Source organism: Texcoconibacillus texcoconensis (genome assembly GCF_014202575.1).
In the GTDB taxonomy this organism is placed as follows: Bacteria; Bacillota; Bacilli; order Bacillales; family Salisediminibacteriaceae; genus Texcoconibacillus; species Texcoconibacillus texcoconensis.
On record NZ_JACHHB010000002.1, the window covers coordinates 133,426 to 158,504 of the forward strand.

A 25,079-nucleotide genomic window follows, 5' to 3' on the forward strand; every position below is an offset into this window, starting at 1 on the left:
ATTAACCATGCCCGCACCATACATTCAGTTAAAAGAAATAGCTCTCTTTAAAACGTTTTAGCAAATATCACCAAGAGGTGAGTAAAAATAGCTTAATTTTACCAATAGCCGAGGAACTTCCACCATAGTCCACCTATAACGACCCAAATGATGATGTGAACAAGAGAGATGACAAAACCTATTCCCCACCATTTATTTTGTGACAAGTATCCTGAACCATAATAGATAGGTGCTGGCCCAGTACCATAGTGTGTTGTTGAAGCCATTAAACTACTAAAGAAAGCTAAAATTAACGCTGATAAGTAGCCCGGAGCTCCAACTGTCATCATTACCGCTAAAAATGCTCCATACATTGCGCTTATATGTGCTGTCATACTTGCAAAGAAATAGTGAGAATAATAGTAAGCAATAGCCATAACTAAAACTGCAGTAATCCAGTTCATTCCAGCTACAGACCCTTCCATGATTTCAGTAAACCAGCCGACCATGCCTAATTCGTTTAAGTAGCTGGCCATCATGACTAATGCAGCAAACCAGCATAATGTATCCCATGCACCTTTCTCACTTTTAATATCTTCGAAAGTAAGAACTTTTGTGATTAATAGAACGGAGAGACCAACAAAAGCCGTCGTAGTTGCACTAATATCAAAATCACTACCGAAAATCCACATGATAAGAATTAAGAAAAATACTGACATCATATACTTTTCACTTTTTTGTATAGGGCCTAGTTCACTAAGCTTTTTACCTGCCCACTCTGAAGCACCTGGTGTTTCTTTTACGACAGGGTTTGTGATTTTGTAAATGACAAATGGTATAACAGCTAAGCTGACAAGACCTGGAACAATTGCTGCTACTGCCCAAGTCGTCCAAGTAAGTTCAAGACCAGCAACATCATAAGCAATTGAAACGATTAATGGGTTGGCAGCCATTGATGTCATAAACATTGCGGAAGTAACTAAGTTTCCTTGGAATGCCGTTTTCATTAAAAAGTTTCCAATTTTGTTTTCTGTTCCTTTTGCTGGATCCGAATCGTATGTGATACATAATGATTTGATGATCGGAAACAGAATGCCCCCTGTACGAGCTGTATTACTCGGTGTTGCGGGAGCTAGTATTAAATCACTTACTAACAGAGCGTAAGATAATCCTAGTGTTTTCTTACCGAATTTCTTAACAAAGAAATAAGAAATACGAACGCCTAAACCAGTTTTGATAAAACCTCTTGCTATAAAGAACGCACTCACAATCAACCATATCGTCGTATTACCAAACCCACTTAACGATTCTTCAATCGAAAGTGTATTTGTAATTGCTGTCATCGTAATCGCAATAATCGCTATAGCACCCATCGGCAAAGGCTTTAAAATAAAACCAATAATTGTAGCTACGAATATCGCAAATAATTGCCAAGCTTCACTTTCTAACCCTGCAGGGGTTGGAATAAACCATAGAATTAAACCGACTGCAAACGTAATGATCAAATTTCTTATTTGAGTATTGTCATTTTGCTGGTTTTCAGGTGTCGTAGAATCATTTTTCTTATTACTCATAAATTACACCTCAATTTTTATTAATGAATAATTATTAACTATTTCTTTTCCCGAAGCTTTTATAAAATCTGTCACTCAAAAATATTGAATGATTCCTAAAGACGATTTTTTCAAAAAATGAGAACCCCTCCTCTCTATATTCAGATAACTTAGTAAGGTTAATTTAATCGTCAATTTAGAACTTTTAGTTCTGTGTGTTCACAAAATGTTCAGCAATTCACAAATATGCCAAAAAAATTAAATACCTTCCCTAGTAAAAAGCTTGCATCAACTTAAAATAATTGAGATACATTAGCAACTTTAATTTTCACTCATTAATGGGATCGTGGAAGACCCTTTCGGAATAAATAAAACAACTGGATTTTTAGGAAAAGCTGTTTTATACATTTCTAACGCTTCTTCTAATGTCGAGGCTTTTTCGACTTTCATAATTTGCGCTTCTCCATCACTTATACCTTCCGAGACTAAGATAACCCTTGCCTTTAATAATGACTTACTCCATAAATACGCTTTGTGTCCGCCATCAAAGAACTCTAGTTTTTCGAATTCATTTACCATTTCTTGAGGTGTTTCTCCAATTAGCATCGTATTTTTAAATTTATCAGAGCCTACCCCTTCTCGACACTCAGCCGCTAAGATAATCGTCCCCCCTTTCTTTCACTGCAAGTGTAGAATGAAGAAGAGCCTTTTGAGCTTGGTATAAGTTTAGATCCTTAGGATAGCCACCCGAGCCAGCAATAACTAAATCTGCTGCATGATCCACCTTCACTTGTTATTCATCTTGGGCATGTTTCGTTCCTTATATATGAGATTCTATATAATGTCCCGCAACTGCTTTGATAATTTCCTCCTTTATTCATTGAATATTTTGTTACGTCAATCACAAAAAAACAGAAAATTTTCCATTGATTGATCAATCAATTTTTTGTTGACTCAAATGTATCTTAATCTTTTGATTATGAGTAGTTATTGAAAGTTAATTAACTGTAATTAAATTAAAGAAAATGATTTAGGAGATACTTCGCTTTCATTAATTACAAAAGGGACGATCATTCATGAGATATGCCACAGTTATGGTCGTTTTGTGATTCGAATATGGACATACCACCCAGGTTTACTGTATATACAAAAGAGTCAATATATAGCGTCTGAAAATAAGGGCATTTTACTATCACATAAGGTAAAAGAAGGATTATAGATTATAGTTGTCGAGTGAAAATGGTTTGAAATATAGATGGAAGGGCAATGGTGAGCATTTTAGCGAAGGAAAAAATGGAATTGTACATAATTACTTAAACGATAAATAATCATATAACAGAGGCGAAAATTTCTTATTTTAGGAAGGGAGTCCAGTCATGACCTTTCTTTAGAGACTCAAATTGTAACGGTCTGTGATGAGAATATAATATTTTCACAGACCGTTACAATTTGAGTGTGGATAACACTGCATGTTATTCTATATACAAAGTGATGGCCACATAAAATTTCTGTTGCTAAAAAACTAAAGGACCCCCTTACTTTCTTTCAACAACCTAAAGAACGAATGGTTCATTAGTTGACAAGGACTCGAACTTGCCTATTTCCAATTCTATGAGTGTGGTATGGTATATCAGTTATTGAGCAACATTTAAATATTTTCTTAAACTTTTTTTATCTCTATTCACGATCTTATATTTGCTTACAGGTCTCCCAATCGTTCCATAAATAACATTTTCCTCAATCACTTCTAAATCAGCTAAAAATTTCAAGTATTTTCTTATGGAAACCCTAGATAAACCAATTTCATTTGCTAATTCCTCAGAAGAGAAATGGACGCCCTCCATTTCCTCCATATATCCCCACACTAACTTCAATGTATTTTTTGTAAGACCTTTTGGGAGCTTTTCGTTAAAAGTTTCTGATTCCGATTTTTGAAAAAAGTTCGAATCTATATCATCTTGTTTTAATACTTGCTTACTATATATATATAATTGTTCTTGTTTATAATTTTCTAAAGCTGAATTAAACCTTTCAAATTCAAAAGGCTTTATTAAGTAATCAACTACACCAAAACGTAGGGCTTTTTTTATGCTCTCATTATCCGAAGCTGCTGATATAATAATAATATCTACTTCCCGTTCCGCACTTCTTATACTAGATAATACTTCCCAACCATTTTTATTAGGCAAATATATATCAAGTAAAATTAAATCAATGTTTTCCTCTTTTAATATTTGTAATGCCGAACTTACTTCATGAGCTACCGAAGTTAAATGATACCCTTCAACCTTCTCCAAATATTGGCTATTTAATTCGGCTACCATTGGATCGTCTTCAACAATTAAAACATTTATCATTTACCTCACTCCTTACTTTCATACGGTAATTTCAAGGAAATATCTGTGCCTGAGTTAACAATCGAATGGAAGGAAATATCGCCTTTTCTATCTTCAATTATTTTTGAAATAAGATATAACCCCCACCCACGATCTTCCCCTTTTGTAGAGTGCTTTTCTTTCGTTGATAGTTCGATCTCCCTCTCTGACATGCCACTACCAGTATCTGATACTTTTATATATATAAATTCTTCTTGGTACCTTATATCTACTGAAACTCTTTTTTTACTACATTCTTGTACCGCATCTATTGAATTATCAATTAAGTTACCGATAATAGTTACCAGGTCATGAGTTAATTCAGGGTCGTTTGGTTCGGGAACATAGCAGTCGTCTGAAAATTCTAACTCAACGCCCGACTCTCTAGCGTAACTACGTTTCCCCAGAATAAAGCCAGCAAGAACAGGATCCTTAATATGCTTAATGATAAAATCTGTTTCATTTTGAGAATTAGACGAAGAATATTTAATATATTGTGCTAATTTATCATAAGATTTTAATTCTACCATTCCTAAAATTACATGCATTCTATTCATAAATTCATGGGTTTGTGCCCGTAATGCTTCTGCATATTGTTTTACACCTGTAAGGTTCTCAGCTAAATGTTTTACTTCAGTTTTGTCTCTGAATGTCGCTATTGCACCCACTATCTTATTACCAACATAAATGGGCACTCGGTTCGTAACGATCGTTGTATCATTATAAGTAAGCTCTTTATCAACTTCACTTTTTCCTGTTTGCAACACTTTCGATAATTGAGAATTAGGAATAACTTCCTCAATATTTTTTCCATTTAAATTGTCATGATCATGACCTATTTTTTTAATATAGTTAATTCCTTCATTGTTTATAAAGGTAATCATGCAGTTAGTGTCAACAGCTATTACTCCTTCTTTGGCATATTTTAGCATCGCACTTCTCTCTTCTAGTACTTTAGAAATTTGCCAAGGCTCCATTTCGAATAAGGTACCTTTAATCATAGTGGACAAAAATATGGAGGCGCTTATTCCAATAATTGAACTTAAAATTGTTCCTATAATGATATGATCTTGATTCGAAGATACCGCATTTTCGACTTTATCTAAATGCACCCCAACCGTCACGACACCTATTTGCGAATCATTATCATCATAAACAGGTGTGAAATACCGAAATGAATAACCTAAAGTTCCTTCGCTGATTGAAGTATATTCATTACCTTTCACAAAAACAGGACCTTCATCATCTCCAACAAATTTCTTACCAACTTCTTGTGGGTTAGGGTGTGTGAGCCTTTCTCGATCCATGTTTAAAATTACAACAAATAATACATCCGTTGTTTCTCTAATTTTTTCTATTTCCTTTTGAAGCGTCTCTTGTTCCACTTCGCCATTTAATGCACCGATCACATCTTCATTAAGCGCAACCATTCTTGAGATACTTTTAGTTTTTTCTTCTACCATACTAAGGGTTGTATCTTCAATGCTAGTACTAGACAAATAGCTAGTTACTAACAATATTAAAGCTGCAACGGAACAAACAAGAAAAATGATTCTATTCTGTAGGGATATATTTGGTCTCTTTAATCTCATATGTTATATCTCCTTGTTCTCTTTATTGTAACCTCTGACGTATCACAGCTATAAATAATGTATGGCGAATTTAACAAAAACTAATTATTTTTATCCTATCTGTTGTGGTTAGGCATTTCCATGTATAAAAGATGAATATTTAGTAATGTATTTGTTAACTGTAGATTAAATTGGCTATTATTACCGTTTTTTTAATTTCTTCCGTTTACTATGACACGCAGTCGACACTGTATTGCAGTAAAGAGGGACAGTCCCACTTCATCAAATTAAATCATAGAAGTGGGACTGTCCCTCTTTAACGCCACTTTGTATTCTCTTACTAATTATACAAAAAATGGTATAATTAGCCCTGCTAAGAGTAATATCAATGCGCCACCTAATCTTGAAGCAATTTGTGCAAACGGCATTAATTCCATACGCTTTGATGCGGATAACACGGCAACATCGCCTGTTCCCCCCATATTTGCCATACATAATCCAGCAGAAATTGCAGATTCAACTGGATAAAAACCTACGAATCTTCCAAGAAGTCCTGCCCCAATCACTGCACCTAATACAACACCAGCTACAAGTAAAATGTATTGTAACGTTAAAGCAGCAAGAACAGCTTCTAAGTCAGTATAGGCTACCCCAATTCCGAACAGTAAAGCTAGTGTCCATGTTTTCGCTACAAACTGATACCATTGACTTGCTCCCTCAACAACGATGTCAGGAATAATATTGGCAAGTTTTGCAATGGCCACTAAAATAATCATTAATGCATATGGATGAAGTGGAATAATAGCTCCGAGTATGTGACCACAAGCAAAAAATACTAATGCCGCTAGTAATCCCATCCCCATTTTGGAAATGTCGAATGTTGAATTATCCTTTTCTATTTTAAAACCTGGGATCAGCTTCCCATTTCCCGTTAATGAAGGGAATTTATTACCTAGATTGTTCAATAGACTAGCAAAGACAATCGCAAAGACATTACCTAACGCTAAAGCGGGTACAAGAATCGAGATATAATAACTTGGTGGGTTGCCAAGGAAATCTGAAAAAACTTGAGCCATTGGTACAGCACCTGCCCCCATTCCACCACCCAAGATTGGAAGTGCAATGACTAAGACAGCATCCTGTATCGAAAATCCTATAAGTAAACCAATCAATGCAGCAATCGCCATCGCTCCAAATACTGCACCTAAGATTGGTATGATATAACGCACGCCAACCTTCATAAGAACTTTCGAATTCATTCCTAAAATACTACCTGTAATTAAAGCAGCAATATAAAAATCAAGAAAACCACCATCTGTCATAAATTCATCTACACTCGTAACGACAGATTCAGGTAATATTCCACTATACACCATGTATGCGGAACCAAAAATTGCAACAATGGCTCCTCCACCTAAGAATGTTTTAACAATAGGTAGACGATCCCCGATCCAACCTAACGCTTCACCAAACACGACCATAACGAGTAAACTACCTATCATCCCTGTTGGAAGAGTTCCTGTATAAACGCTCACAATTGTTATTAAAAGAAATATCGCAAACCAAAATATCGGTATTCCCATTATTTTTGGTTTTTTGTCATTATGTACGATCTCTACGGCCACTCTATTCTTAAAATCCCTTTCAGTGTTCGCCAATTTAATCCCTGCCTTTCATCATTTGTTCTTCATTTAAATCTGTCTTTTTTATGGAAGAAACTGTTTGGAACTATGAAATATGCTTTCGCTAAACCTAAAAGTGTCCGATCCGTGACAACAGCAACTGTGCTTTCACATTTATATATAATCATTTTGATCATCTTTTCACAACGAAATCGTTTGAAACCATACATGTTACCCAATCGATGTAATTAGATATTAAGGAATTTGGCAGTTGGGTGAAAGTTTTTGAAACATAAGAAAAGGTTTTGAAACTAAATAAAAGCAGCGAAAATAAATAGTAGCTAAAGAGGGACAGTCCCTCTTTAATCAAGTGAAGTGTATTTATTTCTTACATTTGGATACTTTAAAAATAAGGAAATCGTTTGAAGTAAGGTGCGCTATCAGCCTCGGAGCAGTAGATTTATTCCACAAAATCTACAACCCTCTCATGTTTAATAGCTTTAAAGTCCCATTCCCAGATGCGTACCGCCATCCAAGTGATGATCCACAAGAGGTCATGCGAGAATCATTGAGCGCTTTGAAGGAGACATTGGACAAACACCATGAGGAAATTGCCGGCTTAATTATGGAATCGAAAATCCAAGGGGCAGACAGTTACTTTCGGGGAACGGATGCAAAAAACTAAGAAAGCTTCAAGAAATGAATACATTTGCAAAAATAAACTTGTATTTCTTTTCAGAAAAAGATGTCGACCTGAAAAACAACATTGTTTTTGGAACGTTCTATGATCCAAAAAAGAAAAAATGGAGAAAAGATTCTTTCCCTTTTCCTGATGTCTATTACAACCGCAGGGGCGGAGAATTAAAAAGAAATAAACGTGTACAAAATGTGAGAAAAACTTTCGATCAATTGAATATCTCCAAAATCAATGCACAACACTTTTATGATAAATGGTTTTCCTATGTCAAACTGAAACAATACCCTGAATTAAAGCCTCATCTCCCTCATACAACATTATTCCAATCAAAACAAGACTTAAAGGACATGTTTAAAACCACTTCACGTGTATATTTAAAATCGTTAAAACAAAATAATGGCGTCGGTGTTATGTCTGTAAGCAAAACAAAGAAAGGATACACTTACAAATATTATCGAAAAACTAAACTACACAAACAAACAGTTAAAAATCTAAACCGCCTCATGAAAGTCATCCGTTCTTTCTTTCAAAACAAACCATTTATCGTCCAAAAGGCAATCGACCTTTTAACATATCAAAAACGCCCTTTGGACTTACGATGCGACGTACAACGTAACGGCAAAGGCAGTTTAGAATTCGTTGCTCACTCTGTTCGCGTTGGTTCAAAAAACGCGCATATCACAAACACGAAGTCAAACCCTAACATTTATCGTTTTGAAGACTTTTTCAAAAATCATATGGGATATTCAAACGAGCAATTCAATCAATTAAAACAACGTTTGGAAACCTTTCTTTTTCTCGTTTATCAGCGCGTCGAAGACTGTTACGGACCCTTCGGAGAAATGGGCATGGGCATTGACATTGGCATCGATCAACAAAAACAGTTATGGCTCATCGAATGTAACGTCAAACCAGGAAAAAATTCCATGTGGGTTTATGATGAAAAGACCATTAACCGAGCATTTTACAATCCATTATCCTATACCTAGTATTTATGGCATAATAAAGGATCATTTTATAGTGAGCGTTAAAATCAGTCACCACATTTAGGGAGGCACCCATTAGACTCGTATCAACACAATGTTATTTCTCCTGATAAATCACCATCGCTGAGAAGTAAAATACCGTACTTGAAAATTTAACGTCCACAACTTCAATGTAATTGTTCCCGATTAAGTCGTTCACTTTCTCATCAACTTATCATTGTTCATCGCGTAAAAGCATTTCACTTTCACTGGTCACATTCCTTCCTCTAGTGTGGTCTGCCCCTACTCGTCTCACTCATCTGCGCTCCCCAACGTCATGCCTCCATCAACGATGAGCTCTGTACCCGTGCAATAGGAACTTTCATCAGAAGCAAGAAACGCCACACCCCGAGCAATTTCAACCGGTTGTCCAATCCGCCTTAAGGGTACCGATTCGTAAAAGTCAGGGACACCCTTTCCTTCCGTTGCCATATCCGTTTCGATGCCACCTGAAACAGATAACATCCAAGTTTTCATTTCCTGTATCCTGATTTCCCACGATCACCCATATACATTTTCGGAGAGGGACAGTCCCACTTTCGCGCTTTAATTTAGAGAAGCGGGACTGTCCCCCTTTAACAAATAAAAAACATCCCCAGAGTTGCAGATAGGTTTCGAAAAATCCAGAAAGCAGTGTTTGCCTTGCCATATCAACGTTCACCCTTGCCAGCATACGCAAGAATTCTTTTTTCACTTCAATTTTCTCACTTTTAGTATCCCCCATTTTAGAAGGCAAAACAGCGGCAACAGGATGATCTGACCGAATGAAATCGCGCCAGTTTTTCTTTTTCAGTTAATATTTGACCATGCCTGTACTTAAACCCCTTATATTTCACCGCCAATAAGCACAACATATGTAAAAGCTAACACCACCCCACGAAAGGAACGTGACACAACAATGGGTAAAAAAATCGAAGAAACAAAATGTACTTGCCAAGCATGCGGAAACGTGTGGTATTACGGAAAAGATGAAGTGCAGAAAAACTTCGGAGAAAAATTACAAAACCTCGGCAGCGACATGAGCAACACCGGCAAAGATATGATGTGCTGCACCGGATGTTTACCAGCATTATTCATCCCAGAAAAACAAAAGAACAACAACATCACAGACTTAGACACCTGCCCAAATTGCAGATCTAAAGCAGTAACAAAAGAAAAGGTGGTACACGATGTGTAAGTCCACCCTCATTCTCTTGATTAAAACCTACCAACGATGGCTCTCACCCATCAAACCAAAACGAATCAAATGCAGGTTCCACCCCACTTGCTCAACCTATGCCATCCAATCCATTGAAAAATACGGCCCCCTCAAAGGCGCCAAGAAAACTATCAACCGCCTAAAACGCTGCAACCCATATAACAGAGAGAGCTGCATCGATTACCCTTGAACCGCGGGGCCTGCCCTCATTCCGTAGCAGAGGGCTCCCTCCATCCCGCAGTCTCACTCATCCGCACTACCCAACGTCATACCACCATCAACGACGATCTCCGTCCCCGTGCAATAAGAACTTTCATCAGAAGAAAGAAACGCAACAGCCCGAGCAATCTCAATCGCTTGCCCAATCCGCCTTAAAGGTACAGAATCGTAGAAAGGCGGAACCCCCTTCCCTTCTGTAGCCATATCCGTTTCGACCCCACCCGGATGAACCATATTCACCCGAATCCCTTTCGGACCTAATTCAATAGCCGCCGCTTTTGACATCGCCACCACAGACGCCTTGGTCGCAGCATAAGCAGAAGACTTACTAATCGGCGCAAAGGCAGAAATCGATACATTATTGATAATAGAACCCTTCTCCTGCCTTTCCATTTGCGGAATCACCGCTTGCATCCCCATAAACACACCCAATTGATTCACATGAATTAACTGCTCATAATCATCCAACGTGATCTCCGTAAACGGCTTCCGCTTCAAAACCCCCGCATTATTCACCAACACATCAACCTTACCAAACTGATTGATGATCATATCAACCGCCGACTTCCACTCCGACTCTTTCGTCACATCCAACTGAATCGGAAAAGCATGACCCTCACCAATCCCCTTTGTCACCTCTTCAGCATCCTGATAATTCCTGGCACCTACCCCCACCTTCGCCCCTAACGAAGCAATATGTTCAACAATCGCCCTTCCCTGTCCCCGATTCGCCCCCGTAACAAGAACGACTTGACCATTTAAATCCGGCATAAACACACTCCTTTAAATGACGAAAGGGGGACAGTCCCCCTTCATTGTATTAAATTATGAAAGCGGGACTGTCCCTCTTTCACGTATTAACGTTCATTAGGATTAAACTTGCAACCTCTGGCACTTCTATCTCCTGTACTGAATCGAGTCATGCGCCGCAGCATTTTTTATACTTCTTCCCGCTCCCGCACAGACAAGGCTCATTTCTGCCGATTTTTTCACTTCTTACAGGCTCCTGTCTGACCTTATCTGCCAAAAACTCGTCGTCATTAACATAAATGTCATCATTCTCATATAAAACGTCACTCTCATCCTCATCCGTATCTTCCATTAATTCATAGTAATAATCGGGCAGCTTCTTCAGTTTTGCAATGTAGGCGTCATTATCAAAAACTTCTTTCCCCTGCATCACATTTGCGATACCTGTAAGCAGGCATGAGCCGATCATTTTTTTTGCCTCAAGCTTTGAATATCCTTCTCTTTGCAACCGATTGTACGTCTCGCCAACTTCTATAGGATTCCCGTTACTCAATTGTTCATCAACAGCATTAAATATATTTTCCTGCAGTTTTTTATTAACCATTTTCCATCTCTCCTTTGCAACACATCCGTGATTCCTGAGGTCTTTTTCTTCACTCACAAATACTACGTTTAACAACCAACCCTTGTAAACTCATTTTAGAAACATCGTCACTTTCATTACGAATCAAACGACAATTTAATCGTATCCGCAACCACCATTGTGAAGCTAGCTGTGATCGAATTAGTTTCACTTTCAACTGAATTGGAACATTTCTTTTAGGTAAAGCACGGACAGCTTGAGCATCGCCTGACCTTCATGCTTTAATTCAAAGAAGCGGGACTGTCCCTCTTTAACAAATAAAAAACATCCCCAGATCAGCACCGTTTAGCTGTCTGGGGATGTTAATGACGAATTTCATTTGTATGACGGTAGTGAAAAAACAACTTCTTAATCGCGATCCTGCTCCTCTCTTAGTTGTCGAACTTCTGATTGGCTTAATTCTGTCACTTCGACGATGAAATCTTGGTTGATATCCATTTTCAACATGTTCTTAGCAACTTCGATTTTTGCCTTTTTTATTCCGATTTTGTACCCTTTTTTATATCCTTCTTCGTAAGCTTTTTCGTAAGCTGCTTTGTATCCTATATGCTCATATGACATCTCTTTTTCCAAAATTATTTCTCCTTTCTGTTTAGAAGTGGTTCAGTATTAATGCGATCAAACTTCTTCGTCCAGTTCTTCTTTCAGTGAACGAACTTCTTCATGACTTAATCCCGTTGCCTCAACGATGACTTCATCTTCCATATCCATTTTCAACATGTTCTTAGCGACATTGACTATTCCTTTTCGCTCATAAGACACCATCAATTCCATCACTTTCTCTCCTTCCTGATTATCCATTTTTTTCACCTCGCTAATCAATTGTTCTTCTTCTTCCGGTGAGAGTTGTAGATAGGTTTCGAAAAATCCAGAAAGCAGTGTTTGTCTTGCCATATCAACGTTCATCCTTGCCAGCATACGCAAGAATTCCATTTTCACTTCAATTTTCTCACTTTTAGTATACCCCACTTTAGAAAGCAAAGCAGCGGCAACGGGATTATTTGACCGAATGAAATCGTGCCAGTTTTTCTTTTTCAGCTGTAGCGTAAGGAAGTCAAATTGGAGAAAATCAGTAAAAGGGAATTTTCATTTCGAAAGTGGCAGGTTCTTCTCGTATTGTATCGTAGCTAAAAATGGCAATTGGGAGAATGTCTTTTATAGACGAAGCAGCTTGTCCCATTTTTCTGGAAAACCTAAGGAGGGTAAATGTATATAGTCTGAATACTGCTCAATAAGCACTCGCAAATCGATTACAAAACTAACTTTTTCATTATGGGGTAATAGATGGATGAGGATATAAACTGCAGAAAAAAGGTCGGAATTTCGAATAGAAGAATCGATATTATTAAATAACCTCGGTTTAATAACCAATTTTTTACCGTATAGCCTTCCATGATGAGCACATATATTTCTTAAATAAGAAAGTGCATGTAACCAACTCTCTATATACTTGTAAGGAATACGGTCATAATGCTCTTTGGCAATTGCTGATTTATCTATATTTTTCAAGTTACGAAACAGCTTAGATAAACTACCAAAAGAAATAACCTCAATAGCTACCCAAAAAGGGAACTCTCCATTATATTTGGATTGATGATGATGTACGAATAACTCATGTCTATTTTCATGGATCAAGCGATCTAGGTTTTCTAAAAAGGTTGTATGGTATTTTAATATGGAAAAGTTAGAAGGAGTTTTATATCCAAGGGAACCGTATTTATGGGCGTGGTGATAGGAGATTTGAGCACGGAAAGCAATTTCAATAACTTCTAATTTCCCGATCAACAGTTCACGGAGCTTTCGGTCAAATTGGTAAAGCGAGACCAAATGGCTAAAAGAAGTGCCCGGTAAAAATTTTTCTGTGTTGTCTGACCTTTTTAAAGTTAATCCGTAGGCAGATAATCGGTAGTAATTAACACGTTTTAAAAAAGAAATGGCTGCTTCTTCATCTTTAATGATTAAATGACGGGATTTAAAAATTTTTATTTGCTCTTCTATAGTTGTAGGATTCTTGATGTGAGATTTATTTGTCGTCACAAAAATCCCTCCTAAAAAAAAGACTCACCTTGGTACGCATTGCTAAGAGGCGTGGTGAGTTCTGTTAATGATATTATACATTATTTCCCCTTGTTTTGTATAGTATCGCGTGAACCTCTCCCTCTAAATCGAAGATTATAGACGGAGCATCCCTTATCTTAAATACGGTCTATATCTTGCAGTGTAAAGGAGAATAAAAAACCTAGCGACTAATCCCTCCTAAATCTCAGATAGAAGGGGAATGCGTCGCTATATGTCGTTCAAAGCGCGAGAAACCACAGGGACGGACCTTTTGCTTCACCTTGATTGGGGACGCCCCCTTTTCATCCTTAAACCATGAAAAATCTCCTGTCTCCCATAGGAGGACAACCTACTTTAATTCAGAAAAGTCGCACTATCGCTCTTTAATCTAAAAAAACATCCCCAGATTAGCACCATTTCGCTGTCTGGGGATGTTAATGATGAATTTCTTTTGTATGTCGGTGGTGAAATAACGACTTCTTAATCGCGATCCTGCTCCTCTCTTAGTTGTCGAACTTCTGATTGGCTTAATTCTGTCACTTCGACGATAAAGTCTTGATTTATATCCATTTTCAACATGTTCTTAGCAACTTCGATTTTTGCTTTTTTTATTCCGATTTCGTATCCTTTGCGCTCATAGGAAGTCATCAATTCCATCACTTTCTCTCCTTCCTGTTTAAGAATTGATTCCGTATAAATGCGATCAAGCTTCATCTTCCAGTTCTTCTTTCAGTGAACGGACTTCTTCATGACTTAACCCCGTTGCCTCAACGATGACTTCATCTTCCATATCCATTTTCAGCATGTTCTTAGCAACATTGACTTTTTCTTTTTCCATTCCTCTTCGTTCATAAGACACCATCAATTCCATCACTTTCTCTCCTTCCTGTTTAAGAATTGATTCCGTATAAATGCGATCAAACTTCATCGTCCAGTTCTTCTTTCAGTGAATGGACTTCCTCATGACTTAATCCAGTTGCCTCAACGATAACTTCATCGTCCATATCCATTTTCAACATGTTCTTAGCGACATTGACTATTCCCTTTCGTTCATAAGAGACCATCAAGTCCATCACTTTCTCTCCTTCCTGCTTAAGAATGATTCAGTATAACCACGCTCATGTTTCACTATCTATCTCTTCTTTCAGTGAACGAACTTCTTCATGACTTAATCCCGTCACTTCGACAATGAAGTCTTCATCCGCTTCTTTTTTCAACATGTTCCTAGCGACATTGACTATTCCTCTTCGTTCATAAGACACCATCAATTCCATCACTTTCTCTCCTTCCTGATTATCCATTTTTTTCACCTCGCTAATCAATTGTTCTTCTTCTTCCGGTGAGAGTTTCAGATAGGTTTCAAAAAATCCAGAAAGCAGTGTTTGCCTTGCCATATCAACATTCATCCTTGCAAGCATACGTAAAAACTCTTTTTTCACTTCAATTTTCTCACTTTTAGTATACCCCATTTTAGAAAGTAAAGCAGCGGCAACGGGATTATCTGACCGAATGAAATCGCGCCAGTTTTTCTTTTTCAGCTGTAACGTAAGGAAGTCAAATTGGAGAACATCAGTAAAAGGAAATTTCATTTCAAAAGTGGCAGGTTCTTCTCGTATTGTATCGTAGCTAAAAATGGCAATCGGGAGAATGTTTCGGCGGTATGTTTCGTATAAGCGGCTAAAGTAGATAAACATTCGTTCTGAAAAGTGCTCTTGTACGTAGCTTTGCGGTTCAACGTGGATGATAATGAGGCTGTCTTGCCCTTTCAATTTCGTCTCGGCCAGTAAATCGACGCGGTATTTTTCCCCCACCGTGACATCGGTGTAAACCTCTTCCGGTAAAAAACGGCATTTCTGAAAATCAATCTCTTCATAAGCATTTGGAAAGAAAAGAAGCATGAATTCCTCGAAATACGTTGTTAGCAGCTCCTTAAACAAACGGTCATGGTCCACAGCCATAGCAACCCCTCCTTAAAATAGGAACTTACGTTCGATTTAAGTATACACGAAACGACGAACAATTCAAAGAAAAACGTACTTATCCTTCGCTAATGAGGGACAGTCCCACTTCCCTAAATTAAAGTGTCAAAGTGGGACTGTCCCTCTTTACTCCTTGAAAGGCTATGACCCAAATTACCATGCTAACTTATGGTAAAATAAAGTAAACAAGCATATGGAGGTGGCATGATGAAATGGGAAGAAGTTCGAAAAATATATCCTGATCAATATGTATTACTAAACATTTTAGAATCGCATATTGTCGGCGATAAAAAGTATGTTGAGGACGTAGCTTTAATTAAGCCTATATCAGATGCCAAAGAAGCCACATATGAATTACTCCATGCAAAGCCAGGCACACTTGTCTACCATACGAAAAACGAAGAAATCATCATTGAGATTAGACGACGAGCAGCATTTCGAGGGATCCTAACGTGAAGATAGATTTTGTTGACGATCTTTTGCAAACCTCGTTAACCATTCATTATCAAGGAAAGACCAAAGTCATTGACCGAATGGTTATTGATACAGGTGCAGCTCATTCATTGATTTCTTCAGATGTGGTTGATGACATCGGTGTTTTCTTCGAACCAGGTGATCGATTAATAACCATGGTTGGTGTTGGCGGAGAAGAATATTCCTTTCGAAAAGAGTTAGAAAGCGCCGAATTAGGTTCAGTTAAATTTGATAACATTAATATTGATTTCGGCACACTTGATAATGAATTTGGGATAAATGGGTTAATCGGTTTGGATATACTTAAACAAGGAAAATTCATTATCGACCTACAAAGCCTTAAGTTATATAAATAAGGTTTACTTGGCTTAAGGTGTTCCTTCTAATAAATTTACTTCTGTCGCCTTAAAAGGCGGCTTTTTGTTGTTGAAATGATTATTTTTACATCTTAAGCAAACGTAGAAAATTAAATCTCATATGTGGAAAATTAGTAATAAAGGGGTTTTCTCATGGTTTTCAACATTCATTATGTACGACTAACATACTATGCAATGGTTATAGGCGTCATTGTTTCGATCTTATACACCAATTTGGTCATGAACGTTCAGTATAGGAAGGTCGTGGAATCTTGGAATCTTGGTCATGATTCATTTACGAACACCTATTTACTTACAGGTTTCCTAACGATACCGGCACTTGTTGTTGCGATCCTTTTATTTTCGTATGTAGCAAAAGTGTTGATAAGGAAGTTTAAACGAAAGGCGCATTACATGATTGCGCCGACGGTCATAGTGGCGGTATTATTGTTTAACATATGGGCGACGTATTTTTCGAGAGGAAACTCCCCTGCAGGAGCATCAGTAAATCAGCAACCGTTTTGGCAACTGTATTTTGAAACGTATCAAACGTTAACAATATTGTTTTGGGTCGTATTGGCTTCTTCTATCGTAACTTACTTCATTCATACAAGAACGAAACCGAAAGAAAATAACTAAAATAAAGGGTGGGGTAACTATGATTTTTGTATCGCATAACGACCTTTATCGTAAACTGTTCAAAAAATGTTTTCTCTATTCTTTTATAATCATGATCGGTATATGGATAGTTATTTGGATTCCGTTATCGGGTACTGTCTATAACGAACAACATCCTTATAGTTCGGGTTATTATATGACGGAAACGCAAATTTTTATATGGGGTATGGTGTTCATAACATTAAAAACGCTGCTTATTTCTTTTTTAATCTCGTTTGTCTTCATGTTTACGACTAGGAATTTAGTTCATCCAAACGACTAGACAAAAGGACGTCTCCCTTAGGGAAGGCGTCTTTTTTTTATGACCAAACCCGGCACAACGCCCCCTTACGTTGCAGGATGAAAGAGGGACAGTCCCACTTCCTTGAGTTAAAGCGCAAAAGCGGGACTGTCCCTCTTTATTCCCTCAGGATAACAATTGCGTTCCTTAAGAACGCGAACTCAAGCACTCATTTTTAAACAAAACCTTGTAAATTCATCTGGTATAAATCGTCACTTTCATTAATATCGAGACGACAATTTAATTCTACCCGTAACCACCATTGCGGTGCTAGATGGGATTTAATTTGTTTAACTTTCAAATGAACTGGAACATTTCTTTTAAGTAATGCATGGACGGCTTGAGCATAGATGCTAGGAACGTATCCCAGCTGCACCCCTTCATTTGTCTTAACTTTTACTGCATAAGGGTCATATACGTTATCTTCTTCTAATTCAGTTTCCACATCATCTCCCACACTTACCAGTTCAGTCCAATTCGAAGGTAAACCTTGATGGCGCATGCCATTCACATAAAAATGAGAATGTAATTGATTTCCTTCTAAGCGTAAAGGTTCTTCAAAGGAATAACTATCAGCTGATATCTGACCTCTTGTCTCACTTAACAAATCCATTCGATCTGCCTCATTTGATAACCCTAGTTCTATTAATATATCTTCATAACCTATACGACTTTCATCCGGAATTCTTCGGTCAAACGCGGAGAACAAATCAGCTGATTCATATGTTTTTTCTAAATATGGAAACGCTGGGTGCAGATGATAACCATTACGTAATGCTTCTCGTACCTTGCGCAGCCCACCTTGATAGTGTGTGTATTCAAAAGTATACTTTTCGCTACCATAACTTAACGTACCAATATGATAAGAAAGGCTATCCTTTTTATTTTTCCATACAACGAGCAGTGAATTTGACGTCATTCATATTCTTACTTCCTTTCTAAATAAATTGTATTATTTCTTATTTTTCACGTTTACAACGTTGTAACAGCTAAACTTAAGTATTTTGCATTTTGGATTCAATTGTTTAAATAGATATTAATGTCTTTTCGCTTCGGACTCTCATAGAAATCATCAATTGATAAACATGCTCATTTCTGCTTGCTTAACCTTTAATATGATTGCTTATTTTATTGGCCTTAGTTATAATTTTTTAAGAGTCTTCGTTAAGAATCCTTCATAATTCTTCCACTATTCAACATTTTACCTCTTTAATAATCTGAAACAAACTTTCACACCAACTCTCTTTAATATTCTTCAATCAATACCACCTATAACACAGTACTATCCCACTAATTAAAATGTTAGTTATGCATACTTTCTTTATTAATCTCTAATTCATTTTACTTGTTTTATATTATTGTTTTTTTTATTATATAGATAACAAATATTACGTACGTAAAAAGAGGTGTTTACACATGGAAGCTAGTTTTTCCTATTCATTTCCTGCTCTCCGCGGGATGCAAGCTAGTCGAGAGTATTATGTTGTCATGTGCCCTTTAAGATTAATCCCAAAGATCTTCTTATTTAATGAAGAAGAAATCCCGCCCGAACACCGTTCACAACGAATTCTAAACAAAAGTCGCGTTCCTGAAATCACAAACTATATGCTCGAAAACTCCAAGGATTACGTATTTTCTTCTTTAACTGCTTCAGTTGATGGAGATATGGAATTTCACCCTTATTCCGAAGAAGCTAACTTCAAAGATTTAGGACAATTATCTATATCACTAGAAGCTAGATTCTTGATAAATGATGGACAACACCGCAGGGCTGCTATCGAAGAAGCGCTAAAAATTTCTCCCGAATTAGGGGATGAAACAATCTCCGTTGTTTTCTATCACGACACTGGGTTGGAGAAATCACAGCAGATTTTTGCCGACCTCAACCGACATGCGGTCAACACGACTTCGTCTCTTGGAATTTTATATGATCATCGGGATGAATTGGCAACGATCACGAAAGAAATAATAGCTGATATCTCCCTCCTAGAACGTTATACTGATAAAGAGAAAGTTTCTTTAGCTAAGCATTCACCTCGATTATTTGCCTTAAACCACATTTTTAATACAAACCGTCGCTTATTACAAAAGAAAAAAGGTGAATTTATCTCCGAACAAGAAAAGACGTTTTTAAAAGAATTTTGGCATATATTATGTGACTCTATTATCGAATGGAAAAGTGTCCTTAATAAGGAAATCTCACCTTCTGAGTTACGTTCTACCTACATTGTAGGACACGGGGTATTCTTAGAAGCCATTGGACTTATAGGCAATTATTTATATCAAAACCATCCTTCTGATTGGCATTCATATATTAAGCAACTATCTAGTATTGACTGGAACCGGAGCAACAAGAAAGATTGGATGGGACGAGCATTTGGATCAACTGGAAGAATTAACAAAAATGGACAAACGATCCAGCTCACCGCAAATTTGATTAAACAAAAACTCAACCTTCCATTATTGGAAAATGAGCTAGAAATAGAAGAAAAACTAAAGTCAGGTGAATAAAATGGATATTAATATCTTTTCTCAGAATGATAAATTTGAAAAAGCAAAACAACAAATTAAGGAAGTATACCTTTCTGATGACCGTCCATGGGTCTTAGGTTATAGTGGCGGAAAAGATTCAACCACTGTGACTCAATTAGTATTTGATGCTTTATCAGAATTAGATCCAACACAATTACACAAAAAAGTATATGTGATTTCATCTGACACACTCGTTGAAACACCTTTGATTATTTCCTCCATTACTAGAACATTGGGACGCATTCAAGATCAAGCTCTCGAACAGGATTTACCCATTGAAACCCATAAAGTTCGCCCAGAAACTGATAAAACATTCTGGTCTTCTATTATCGGTAAAGGTTATCCATCACCAAGGCAAAAATTCAGATGGTGTACAGATCGAATGAAAATCGATCCAGCCAATAGATTCATTATGGACAAAGTATCGAAATTCGGAGAAGTCGTGATGATTTTAGGCATTAGAGACAATGAAAGTAGCACGAGAGCTGGTGTCATGAAGTCTCATACAACTGAAGGTAAATTACTTATGCGTCACTCGAGTTTACCTAATGCGTATGTTTATGCTCCTATACGCGATTTTGTTTTAGATGATGTGTGGGAATATTTATTGACCTATAAAAGCCCTTGGGGAGATGACAACAACGAACTTCTTAAGTTATACCAAGACTCTAACAGTGAGTGTCCGCTTGTTGTTGACCAAGATGTAAAAGAAAGTGCTGGTTCATGTGGTAATAGCCGCTTTGGTTGTTGGACTTGTACCGTCGTAACAGAGGACAAAGCCCTTAGTGGGTTTATCAATAGTGGTGAAGAATGGCTGAGGCCACTACTAGAATTTAGAAATTGGCTCGCAGATATTCGTGATGTAAGAGAATATCGACAAAAACACCGGATGAATGGGCAAGTCTACCTTACCTCAAACCTCGAAAATATTGACCCTGATCAGTGTGAAAAAATTCCTGAATCTGAACTAGGTGACTATATTAAGAAAAATAATATTGACTTAGCGAAAGTCAAGGAATTGAACCTCATTGTTATTGATGAAGAAGGAAACTACAAACAATTAGGTTTAGGACCTTTTACTTTAAATGCTCGGGAAATGATTCTGCGCCGATTACTAGAAACGCAACAAAAAGTACGTGAGTTACATGATCCATCTCTTGAACTTATATCAGAGGAAGAACTGAAAATGATTCGGAAAATCTGGTTAAATGATGGGGATTGGGAAGACCGAGTACCTAAAATCGTTGAAGAACTCTCTGGAGATTCCGTCGATTGGGAATACAATGACCGCCCATTATTTGAAGAAGAGCAAATTACTGACCTAGAACGTTTATGCCAAGAAAACAACGTCAGTTTATCACTAATGAAAAAACTAATTTCTGTTGAAAGAGGTTATTCGGGTTACAAAATTCGTCGAGGACTCCATGATGATTTTGAAAAAATCCTTAAGCAACAATATTTACATCTGTAACTAAAGGAGCCCCATTATGAAAATTAATACATTAACTTTAAAAAATATAGGTGCTTATTACGGTGACCATCAATTTGATTTTTCAACTCATTCTCCCACACAAAATACTGTTTTGATCGGTGGTAAAAATGGCGCAGGAAAAACTACACTTTTAGAGTCTTTCAGAATTGTCTTATTCGGACCGTTAGCATATGGCTATAAAACTGAAAATGATCAATATTTACAACGAATTCAATCCCTTTTGAATAAAGCAGCAATGCAAACTGGAGAAAGCTCTTACCAGATGATATTAGATTTTAATACTGTTGAGAATTATGAACGTTACAATTATGTACTCACTAGAAGATGGACAGTTAAAAATGAAAAAATTAAAGAATACGTCCAAATTCTTAAAAATGGTATCCACCTATCTGAACGTGAAACAGAATTATTTCAATCTAAATTAAGAGAAGAAATGCCTCCACAGTTATTTGAGCTATGTTTATTTGATGGTGAAGAAATTTCTCGCATCGTCTCTGATGGCAAAATTGCGGATTATTTAAAACATTCTAGTAAAATTTTATTTAATCTAGATTTATTCGAGAACCTTGAACTAGATTTAAATAATTTTAAACAACAACAATTTGAAAAAACAAACACCTCTAAAGAAGAAGCTGAATTACATGAGTTAGAAATGAAGCATAATGAATACGAGACATTAGTCAGCACAACAGAAGCGTCCATTGAACAGCTACAAGAAACGATTTCAGCCAAAGAACATGAAAGAGACAACCTAAAAAAGGACTTTGAAATACATGGGGGACTAGTAAAAGACGAACGAGACCAACTACTCTCTCGCGTAAAAGAAATCGAGCACATTCGAGAATCTAACACTGAAGAAGTAAAGGATTTTATTGCAAACTTAAGTCCATTCTATTTAGTTAAAGACCTTCTATATCAAGTAAACGAACAGATGGAGAATGAAAAGTCAATTGAGACTTATGACAACATTAAGAGCACACTCCCTCCTTCTCAACTACAGATTGTGTTAGATGAATTAGAGTCCCATGGCGTTTCTACTGAACACAAAGACCAAAGTGAATTGCAAAATATGATTCACGATCAAATAATGAACCTTTTAAAACCAGCCGATGAAAAAATTATTCACCGTGCATCGTTTGAACAAAGAACTCAAGTTCAATCTGTCGTCAACGATATTAAAGGTACAGATACAAAGTATTATTTGAATTTACTTGATAAAAACCAAACTTTATTGACCGAATCACAAAAGTTACGTAAACAGATTGAACAGAATGATCAATTTAACGACTTTTCATCATTACTAGATCAAATTGAATCTCTTAATCAACAAATTGAACAAAAGAAACAAATATTATCTGAACACCATGAACAACTCCAACAATATAGTGATGAAGTTCTAGAAATTGATCGTCAATTGGCTCAAGTAAAACAAAAGTTAGCCGCTTCACACAAATCTGAAAGTACGTTAGCGATCTCTTCTAATGTTATGGAAGTCAGTAAAAAGTTTCGTCAGTTACAACTTCAGAAAAAATTAAAACAAGTTTCCATCGAAGCCGGTAAAATGATTCGAACTCTTTTTCAAAAAGAGCAATATATATCATCTCTCCATATCGATGCAGAAACATTGGAAGTTACACTATTTGATAATGACGGAGAAACGATTTCAAAAGAAAGATTATCAGCAGGTGAAAAAGAGTTGCTCATGCTTTCAATTATCTGGGCTATGTTTAAATGTTCTGGGTTCCGTGTTCCATTTATATTTGATACGTTATTAGGACGTCTTGATAAGACACACAAAGAAAAAATGATTCAGCACTTTATTCCTTCCTGTGGTGAACAAGTGATGATATTATCAACTGATACTGAAATTGACCTTGAACACTTTAAAATGTTACAACCTGTCGTTTCGAAACAATACACTTTAACTTTTAATAATGAGAAGAAACAAGCAGAAGTAATGCAAGGGCAATATTTTGATATGACAGGAATGGAGATGGCGACATGAATTTTCGATTAAAAACAACTCAATATACCGCCGAAAAGTTAAAACAACTTCATACGTCGACGAATTTAACGCCAAATATTTTAGCACGCCTTGCCGTTTCTTTATCTCTTAAAGAAGAACACCCTGTCTCAACCCAAGAGATGGACACAAATGGCATTGAATTTAATCGAAACACATTAACAGGGAAATATGATTATGTTTTCAAGGCTCTTATTGCTCAACATTGTCAACGTGAAATTAGTGACGATGAATATTTCCCTGGATTATTTAATGCACATTTAGAACGTGGAATAAGGTATTTGGCAAATGAATATCAGTATGCTGGAAATTCCGAAAAATTTCTTAAGTATATCCTAAGCGAATAATTCTAATAGATTCTATATTATAGGAGCGTATACCATGCTTTATTTGGACAATAGCGCAACAACAAAAGTTGCCCCTGAAGCACTCGACGCCATGTTGCCGTATTTACAAGAAGAATACGGCAACCCTGCAAGTAAATATTACACACTTGCCGAAAACTCAAAAAATGCTGTTAAACAAGCACGTAATCAAGTAGCTGCAATAGTAGGTTGTGACCCTGACGAAGTCATCTTCACAAGTGGTGCAACAGAAAGTAATAACATGGTTCTAAAAGGTATTGCTGACTACTATGAGAATCAAAACCAAACCATCATCACTACTAAAACAGAACATCCCTCGATCATAGATACTTGTGAATATTTAGAGTCAAAAGGATTTCATATTATCTACTTGGATGTTGACAAATTCGGACGAGTTAACCCAAATAAGGTTAAAGAAGCCATTGAAAATTATCACCCTTTATTAGTTAGTATTATTTGGGGAAACAATGAACTAGGTTCATTAAATGACATTGAAAAAATTGCACATTATTGTGCAATTAACAATGTATTCTTTCACACAGATGCAACACAAGTGATTGGGAAAATCCATGTAGACATTAGTGAACACCCTGGTATTCGTTTCTTATCACTTTCATCCCATAAGATACATGGACCCAAAGGCATTGGCGCATGTATTATTCGGAAAGAGAATGAAACGCTACAAACAAAAATCACCCCCCTAATCCATGGCGGGGGGCAAGAATTTGAGTATCGTAGCGGAACCTTAGCTGTTCATAATATTGTTGGTTTTGGTAAAGCAGCAGAACTGGCTCACCTGAACCTTTCTACAACAAAAGAACACCTTGAACAATTAGAAAAATCACTCACCGACATCCTGATTAACCAATTTAAGGACAAGATATCCTTCAACAATGATCAACAGTTTAAAATTCCTGGCCTTTTAAGCTTACAGTTTAAAGGAGTCAATAATGAACTTCTTCTCAAAAAGTTATCTAATCATATGGCTTTATCTACAGGATCTGCATGTAGTTCGGGTAAACCAAGTCATGTGTTAAGTGCAGCTGGTTTTACTCAAAATGAAATACAACAAACTGTGCGTATTAGTATGTCAAAATACATTAATGTAGATGATTTAGATTTCTTCAAATCTTTAAAATAAAACTTATTGTTAAAGACTAACCTGCTTGTGTAGATTGGTTTGATTGGCCTTTATTTATTAATGGTATAT

The 25,079-nt window shown here is 36.7% G+C and carries 28 protein-coding genes and 2 pseudogenes; 12 read left to right on the forward strand and 18 right to left on the reverse strand.

Annotation, left to right across the window (positions count from 1 at the left end):
- Nucleotides 1-98 precede the first annotated feature (98 nt).
- The 6 genes from HNQ41_RS02715 to HNQ41_RS02735 all read right to left on the reverse strand — a co-directional run bounded on the left by HNQ41_RS02715 (nt 99) and on the right by HNQ41_RS02735 (nt 7,136).
- Complete coding sequence (locus HNQ41_RS02715; protein WP_184662889.1) at nt 99-1,553, reverse strand: anion permease; 1,455 nt, start codon at nt 1,551-1,553, stop codon at nt 99-101.
- 300 nt (nt 1,554-1,853) lie between these two features.
- Nucleotides 1,854-2,138, reverse strand: a complete 285-nt coding sequence (locus HNQ41_RS02720) for a nickel-dependent lactate racemase family protein (protein WP_425506945.1) — start codon at nt 2,136-2,138, stop codon at nt 1,854-1,856.
- A 40-nt stretch (nt 2,139-2,178) separates the two neighbouring features.
- Nucleotides 2,179-2,322, reverse strand: coding sequence for a hypothetical protein (locus HNQ41_RS16905; RefSeq protein ID WP_425506946.1), 144 nt, complete (start codon nt 2,320-2,322; stop codon nt 2,179-2,181).
- A gap of 844 nt (nt 2,323-3,166) precedes the next feature.
- Nucleotides 3,167-3,889 (reverse strand): response regulator, encoded by a 723-nt coding sequence (locus HNQ41_RS02725; protein WP_184662891.1) that lies wholly within the window; start codon nt 3,887-3,889, stop codon nt 3,167-3,169.
- Between the two features lie 5 nt (nt 3,890-3,894).
- A complete protein-coding gene (gene dcuS / locus HNQ41_RS02730) occupies nt 3,895-5,499 on the reverse strand; it encodes a DcuS/MalK family sensor histidine kinase (RefSeq protein ID WP_184662892.1) in 1,605 nt (534 codons plus the stop codon).
- 323 nt (nt 5,500-5,822) lie between these two features.
- Nucleotides 5,823-7,136 carry a 2-hydroxycarboxylate transporter family protein gene (locus HNQ41_RS02735; RefSeq protein WP_281393958.1) on the reverse strand — a complete coding sequence of 438 codons (1,314 nt, stop codon included), beginning with the start codon at nt 7,134-7,136 and terminating at the stop codon, nt 5,823-5,825.
- A 520-nt stretch (nt 7,137-7,656) separates the two neighbouring features.
- Here HNQ41_RS02735 and HNQ41_RS16740 point away from each other — a divergent pair.
- Together HNQ41_RS16740 and HNQ41_RS02740 are read left to right on the forward strand one after the other, a co-directional pair.
- Nucleotides 7,657-7,785: a hypothetical protein gene (locus HNQ41_RS16740; protein WP_281393959.1), complete on the forward strand. Its 129-nt coding sequence runs from the start codon at nt 7,657-7,659 to the stop codon at nt 7,783-7,785.
- Nucleotides 7,786-7,799: 14 nt separating this feature from the next.
- The gene (locus HNQ41_RS02740) at nt 7,800-8,786 is read left to right on the forward strand and encodes a YheC/YheD family endospore coat-associated protein (protein WP_184662893.1); all 987 of its coding nucleotides are present in this window, start codon (nt 7,800-7,802) and stop codon (nt 8,784-8,786) included.
- 288 nt (nt 8,787-9,074) lie between these two features.
- On the opposite strand, the pseudogene HNQ41_RS02745 reads toward HNQ41_RS02740, so the two are convergent.
- Both HNQ41_RS02745 and HNQ41_RS16585 read right to left on the reverse strand, forming a co-directional pair.
- Nucleotides 9,075-9,272, reverse strand: a pseudogene (locus tag HNQ41_RS02745) (SDR family oxidoreductase); the annotation flags it as partial.
- Between the two features lie 148 nt (nt 9,273-9,420).
- A pseudogene (locus tag HNQ41_RS16585) lies at nt 9,421-9,615 on the reverse strand (DUF4351 domain-containing protein); the annotation flags it as partial.
- 105 nt (nt 9,616-9,720) lie between these two features.
- Here HNQ41_RS16585 and HNQ41_RS02750 point away from each other — a divergent pair.
- The gene (locus HNQ41_RS02750) at nt 9,721-9,999 is read left to right on the forward strand and encodes a hypothetical protein (RefSeq protein WP_184662894.1); all 279 of its coding nucleotides are present in this window, start codon (nt 9,721-9,723) and stop codon (nt 9,997-9,999) included.
- Nucleotides 9,992-10,210: a membrane protein insertion efficiency factor YidD gene (gene yidD, locus HNQ41_RS02755; protein ID WP_184662895.1), complete on the forward strand. Its 219-nt coding sequence runs from the start codon at nt 9,992-9,994 to the stop codon at nt 10,208-10,210. The genes HNQ41_RS02750 and yidD overlap by 8 nt, the downstream gene beginning before the upstream one ends.
- Before the next feature lie 53 nt (nt 10,211-10,263).
- On the opposite strand, the gene HNQ41_RS02760 is transcribed toward yidD, so the two are convergent.
- The 9 genes from HNQ41_RS02760 to HNQ41_RS02800 all read right to left on the reverse strand — a co-directional run bounded on the left by HNQ41_RS02760 (nt 10,264) and on the right by HNQ41_RS02800 (nt 15,648).
- Nucleotides 10,264-11,010 carry an SDR family NAD(P)-dependent oxidoreductase gene (locus HNQ41_RS02760; protein WP_184662896.1) on the reverse strand — a complete coding sequence of 249 codons (747 nt, stop codon included), beginning with the start codon at nt 11,008-11,010 and terminating at the stop codon, nt 10,264-10,266.
- A gap of 148 nt (nt 11,011-11,158) precedes the next feature.
- Nucleotides 11,159-11,593, reverse strand: coding sequence for an SEC-C metal-binding domain-containing protein (locus HNQ41_RS16910; RefSeq protein WP_425506947.1), 435 nt, complete (start codon nt 11,591-11,593; stop codon nt 11,159-11,161).
- Nucleotides 11,594-11,980: 387 nt separating this feature from the next.
- Nucleotides 11,981-12,205, reverse strand: coding sequence for a hypothetical protein (locus tag HNQ41_RS02770; protein WP_184662897.1), 225 nt, complete (start codon nt 12,203-12,205; stop codon nt 11,981-11,983).
- 45 nt (nt 12,206-12,250) lie between these two features.
- On the reverse strand, nt 12,251-12,526 hold the full coding sequence (locus HNQ41_RS02775; protein WP_184662898.1) for an RpnC/YadD family protein: 276 nt from the start codon (nt 12,524-12,526) through the stop codon (nt 12,251-12,253).
- Between the two features lie 261 nt (nt 12,527-12,787).
- Nucleotides 12,788-13,669 (reverse strand): Abi family protein, encoded by an 882-nt coding sequence (locus HNQ41_RS02780; protein WP_184662899.1) that lies wholly within the window; start codon nt 13,667-13,669, stop codon nt 12,788-12,790.
- Nucleotides 13,670-14,170: 501 nt separating this feature from the next.
- Nucleotides 14,171-14,404, reverse strand: coding sequence for a hypothetical protein (locus HNQ41_RS02785; protein ID WP_184662900.1), 234 nt, complete (start codon nt 14,402-14,404; stop codon nt 14,171-14,173).
- Nucleotides 14,394-14,618, reverse strand: a complete 225-nt coding sequence (locus HNQ41_RS02790; RefSeq protein WP_184662901.1) for an RpnC/YadD family protein — start codon at nt 14,616-14,618, stop codon at nt 14,394-14,396. The genes HNQ41_RS02785 and HNQ41_RS02790 overlap by 11 nt, the downstream gene beginning before the upstream one ends.
- Nucleotides 14,608-14,763 (reverse strand): hypothetical protein, encoded by a 156-nt coding sequence (locus HNQ41_RS02795; RefSeq protein WP_184662902.1) that lies wholly within the window; start codon nt 14,761-14,763, stop codon nt 14,608-14,610. Before HNQ41_RS02795 ends, HNQ41_RS02790 begins: the two co-directional genes overlap by 11 nt.
- A gap of 45 nt (nt 14,764-14,808) precedes the next feature.
- Nucleotides 14,809-15,648 carry an RpnC/YadD family protein gene (locus HNQ41_RS02800; RefSeq protein ID WP_184662903.1) on the reverse strand — a complete coding sequence of 280 codons (840 nt, stop codon included), beginning with the start codon at nt 15,646-15,648 and terminating at the stop codon, nt 14,809-14,811.
- Between the two features lie 228 nt (nt 15,649-15,876).
- Between HNQ41_RS02800 and HNQ41_RS02805 the strand changes: the two genes are divergently transcribed.
- The 3 genes from HNQ41_RS02805 (at nt 15,877) to HNQ41_RS02815 (ending at nt 17,138) form a co-directional block, all read left to right on the forward strand.
- Nucleotides 15,877-16,125, forward strand: a complete 249-nt coding sequence (locus tag HNQ41_RS02805; RefSeq protein WP_184662904.1) for a hypothetical protein — start codon at nt 15,877-15,879, stop codon at nt 16,123-16,125.
- Nucleotides 16,122-16,499 (forward strand): aspartyl protease family protein, encoded by a 378-nt coding sequence (locus HNQ41_RS02810; RefSeq protein WP_184662905.1) that lies wholly within the window; start codon nt 16,122-16,124, stop codon nt 16,497-16,499. Before HNQ41_RS02805 ends, HNQ41_RS02810 begins: the two co-directional genes overlap by 4 nt.
- A gap of 153 nt (nt 16,500-16,652) precedes the next feature.
- Nucleotides 16,653-17,138, forward strand: a complete 486-nt coding sequence (locus HNQ41_RS02815) for a hypothetical protein (protein ID WP_184662906.1) — start codon at nt 16,653-16,655, stop codon at nt 17,136-17,138.
- Between the two features lie 494 nt (nt 17,139-17,632).
- Here the strand turns inward: HNQ41_RS02815 and HNQ41_RS02820 are convergent, their stop codons facing one another.
- On the reverse strand, nt 17,633-18,376 hold the full coding sequence (locus HNQ41_RS02820; RefSeq protein WP_184662907.1) for an HIRAN domain-containing protein: 744 nt from the start codon (nt 18,374-18,376) through the stop codon (nt 17,633-17,635).
- A gap of 497 nt (nt 18,377-18,873) precedes the next feature.
- On the opposite strand from HNQ41_RS02820, the gene dndB reads away from it, so the two are divergent.
- Genes dndB through HNQ41_RS02845 form a run of 5 tightly spaced genes read left to right on the forward strand, consistent with a single transcriptional unit; the run spans nt 18,874 to nt 25,010 of the window.
- On the forward strand, nt 18,874-19,968 hold the full coding sequence (gene dndB / locus HNQ41_RS02825; RefSeq protein ID WP_184662908.1) for a DNA sulfur modification protein DndB: 1,095 nt from the start codon (nt 18,874-18,876) through the stop codon (nt 19,966-19,968).
- Nucleotide 19,969: 1 nt separating this feature from the next.
- A complete protein-coding gene (dndC, locus tag HNQ41_RS02830) occupies nt 19,970-21,460 on the forward strand; it encodes a DNA phosphorothioation system sulfurtransferase DndC (protein ID WP_184662909.1) in 1,491 nt (496 codons plus the stop codon).
- A 16-nt stretch (nt 21,461-21,476) separates the two neighbouring features.
- A complete protein-coding gene (gene dndD / locus HNQ41_RS02835; protein WP_184662910.1) occupies nt 21,477-23,486 on the forward strand; it encodes a DNA sulfur modification protein DndD in 2,010 nt (669 codons plus the stop codon).
- Nucleotides 23,483-23,851, forward strand: coding sequence for a DNA sulfur modification protein DndE (gene dndE, locus HNQ41_RS02840; RefSeq protein ID WP_184662911.1), 369 nt, complete (start codon nt 23,483-23,485; stop codon nt 23,849-23,851). Before dndD ends, dndE begins: the two co-directional genes overlap by 4 nt.
- 34 nt (nt 23,852-23,885) lie before the next feature.
- The gene (locus HNQ41_RS02845) at nt 23,886-25,010 is read left to right on the forward strand and encodes a cysteine desulfurase family protein (protein ID WP_184662912.1); all 1,125 of its coding nucleotides are present in this window, start codon (nt 23,886-23,888) and stop codon (nt 25,008-25,010) included.
- Nucleotides 25,011-25,079: the final 69 nt, after the last annotated feature.

Coding starts and splice junctions, on each gene's coding strand:
- HNQ41_RS02775 (WP_184662898.1), bottom strand. CDS start 12,526: ATGGCAAGACAAACACTGCTTTCTGGATTTTTCGAAACCTATCTACAA.
- dcuS (WP_184662892.1), bottom strand. CDS start 5,499: ATGAGATTAAAGAGACCAAATATATCCCTACAGAATAGAATCATTTTT.
- HNQ41_RS02795 (WP_184662902.1), bottom strand. CDS start 14,763: ATGGACTTGATGGTCTCTTATGAACGAAAGGGAATAGTCAATGTCGCT.
- HNQ41_RS02845 (WP_184662912.1), top strand. CDS start 23,886: ATGCTTTATTTGGACAATAGCGCAACAACAAAAGTTGCCCCTGAAGCA.
- HNQ41_RS02725 (WP_184662891.1), bottom strand. CDS start 3,889: ATGATAAATGTTTTAATTGTTGAAGACGATCCAATGGTAGCCGAATTA.
- dndC (WP_184662909.1), top strand. CDS start 19,970: ATGGATATTAATATCTTTTCTCAGAATGATAAATTTGAAAAAGCAAAA.
- dndD (WP_184662910.1), top strand. CDS start 21,477: ATGAAAATTAATACATTAACTTTAAAAAATATAGGTGCTTATTACGGT.
- HNQ41_RS02815 (WP_184662906.1), top strand. CDS start 16,653: ATGGTTTTCAACATTCATTATGTACGACTAACATACTATGCAATGGTT.
- dndB (WP_184662908.1), top strand. CDS start 18,874: ATGGAAGCTAGTTTTTCCTATTCATTTCCTGCTCTCCGCGGGATGCAA.
- HNQ41_RS02715 (WP_184662889.1), bottom strand. CDS start 1,553: ATGAGTAATAAGAAAAATGATTCTACGACACCTGAAAACCAGCAAAAT.
- HNQ41_RS02750 (WP_184662894.1), top strand. CDS start 9,721: ATGGGTAAAAAAATCGAAGAAACAAAATGTACTTGCCAAGCATGCGGA.
- HNQ41_RS16910 (WP_425506947.1), bottom strand. CDS start 11,593: ATGGTTAATAAAAAACTGCAGGAAAATATATTTAATGCTGTTGATGAA.
- HNQ41_RS02800 (WP_184662903.1), bottom strand. CDS start 15,648: ATGGCTGTGGACCATGACCGTTTGTTTAAGGAGCTGCTAACAACGTAT.
- HNQ41_RS02720 (WP_425506945.1), bottom strand. CDS start 2,138: ATGCTAATTGGAGAAACACCTCAAGAAATGGTAAATGAATTCGAAAAA.
- yidD (WP_184662895.1), top strand. CDS start 9,992: ATGTGTAAGTCCACCCTCATTCTCTTGATTAAAACCTACCAACGATGG.
- HNQ41_RS02760 (WP_184662896.1), bottom strand. CDS start 11,010: ATGCCGGATTTAAATGGTCAAGTCGTTCTTGTTACGGGGGCGAATCGG.
- dndE (WP_184662911.1), top strand. CDS start 23,483: ATGAATTTTCGATTAAAAACAACTCAATATACCGCCGAAAAGTTAAAA.
- HNQ41_RS16740 (WP_281393959.1), top strand. CDS start 7,657: ATGCGAGAATCATTGAGCGCTTTGAAGGAGACATTGGACAAACACCAT.
- HNQ41_RS02805 (WP_184662904.1), top strand. CDS start 15,877: ATGAAATGGGAAGAAGTTCGAAAAATATATCCTGATCAATATGTATTA.
- HNQ41_RS02785 (WP_184662900.1), bottom strand. CDS start 14,404: ATGAAGCTTGATCGCATTTATACGGAATCAATTCTTAAACAGGAAGGA.
- HNQ41_RS02820 (WP_184662907.1), bottom strand. CDS start 18,376: ATGACGTCAAATTCACTGCTCGTTGTATGGAAAAATAAAAAGGATAGC.
- HNQ41_RS02790 (WP_184662901.1), bottom strand. CDS start 14,618: ATGAAGTTTGATCGCATTTATACGGAATCAATTCTTAAACAGGAAGGA.
- HNQ41_RS02740 (WP_184662893.1), top strand. CDS start 7,800: ATGAATACATTTGCAAAAATAAACTTGTATTTCTTTTCAGAAAAAGAT.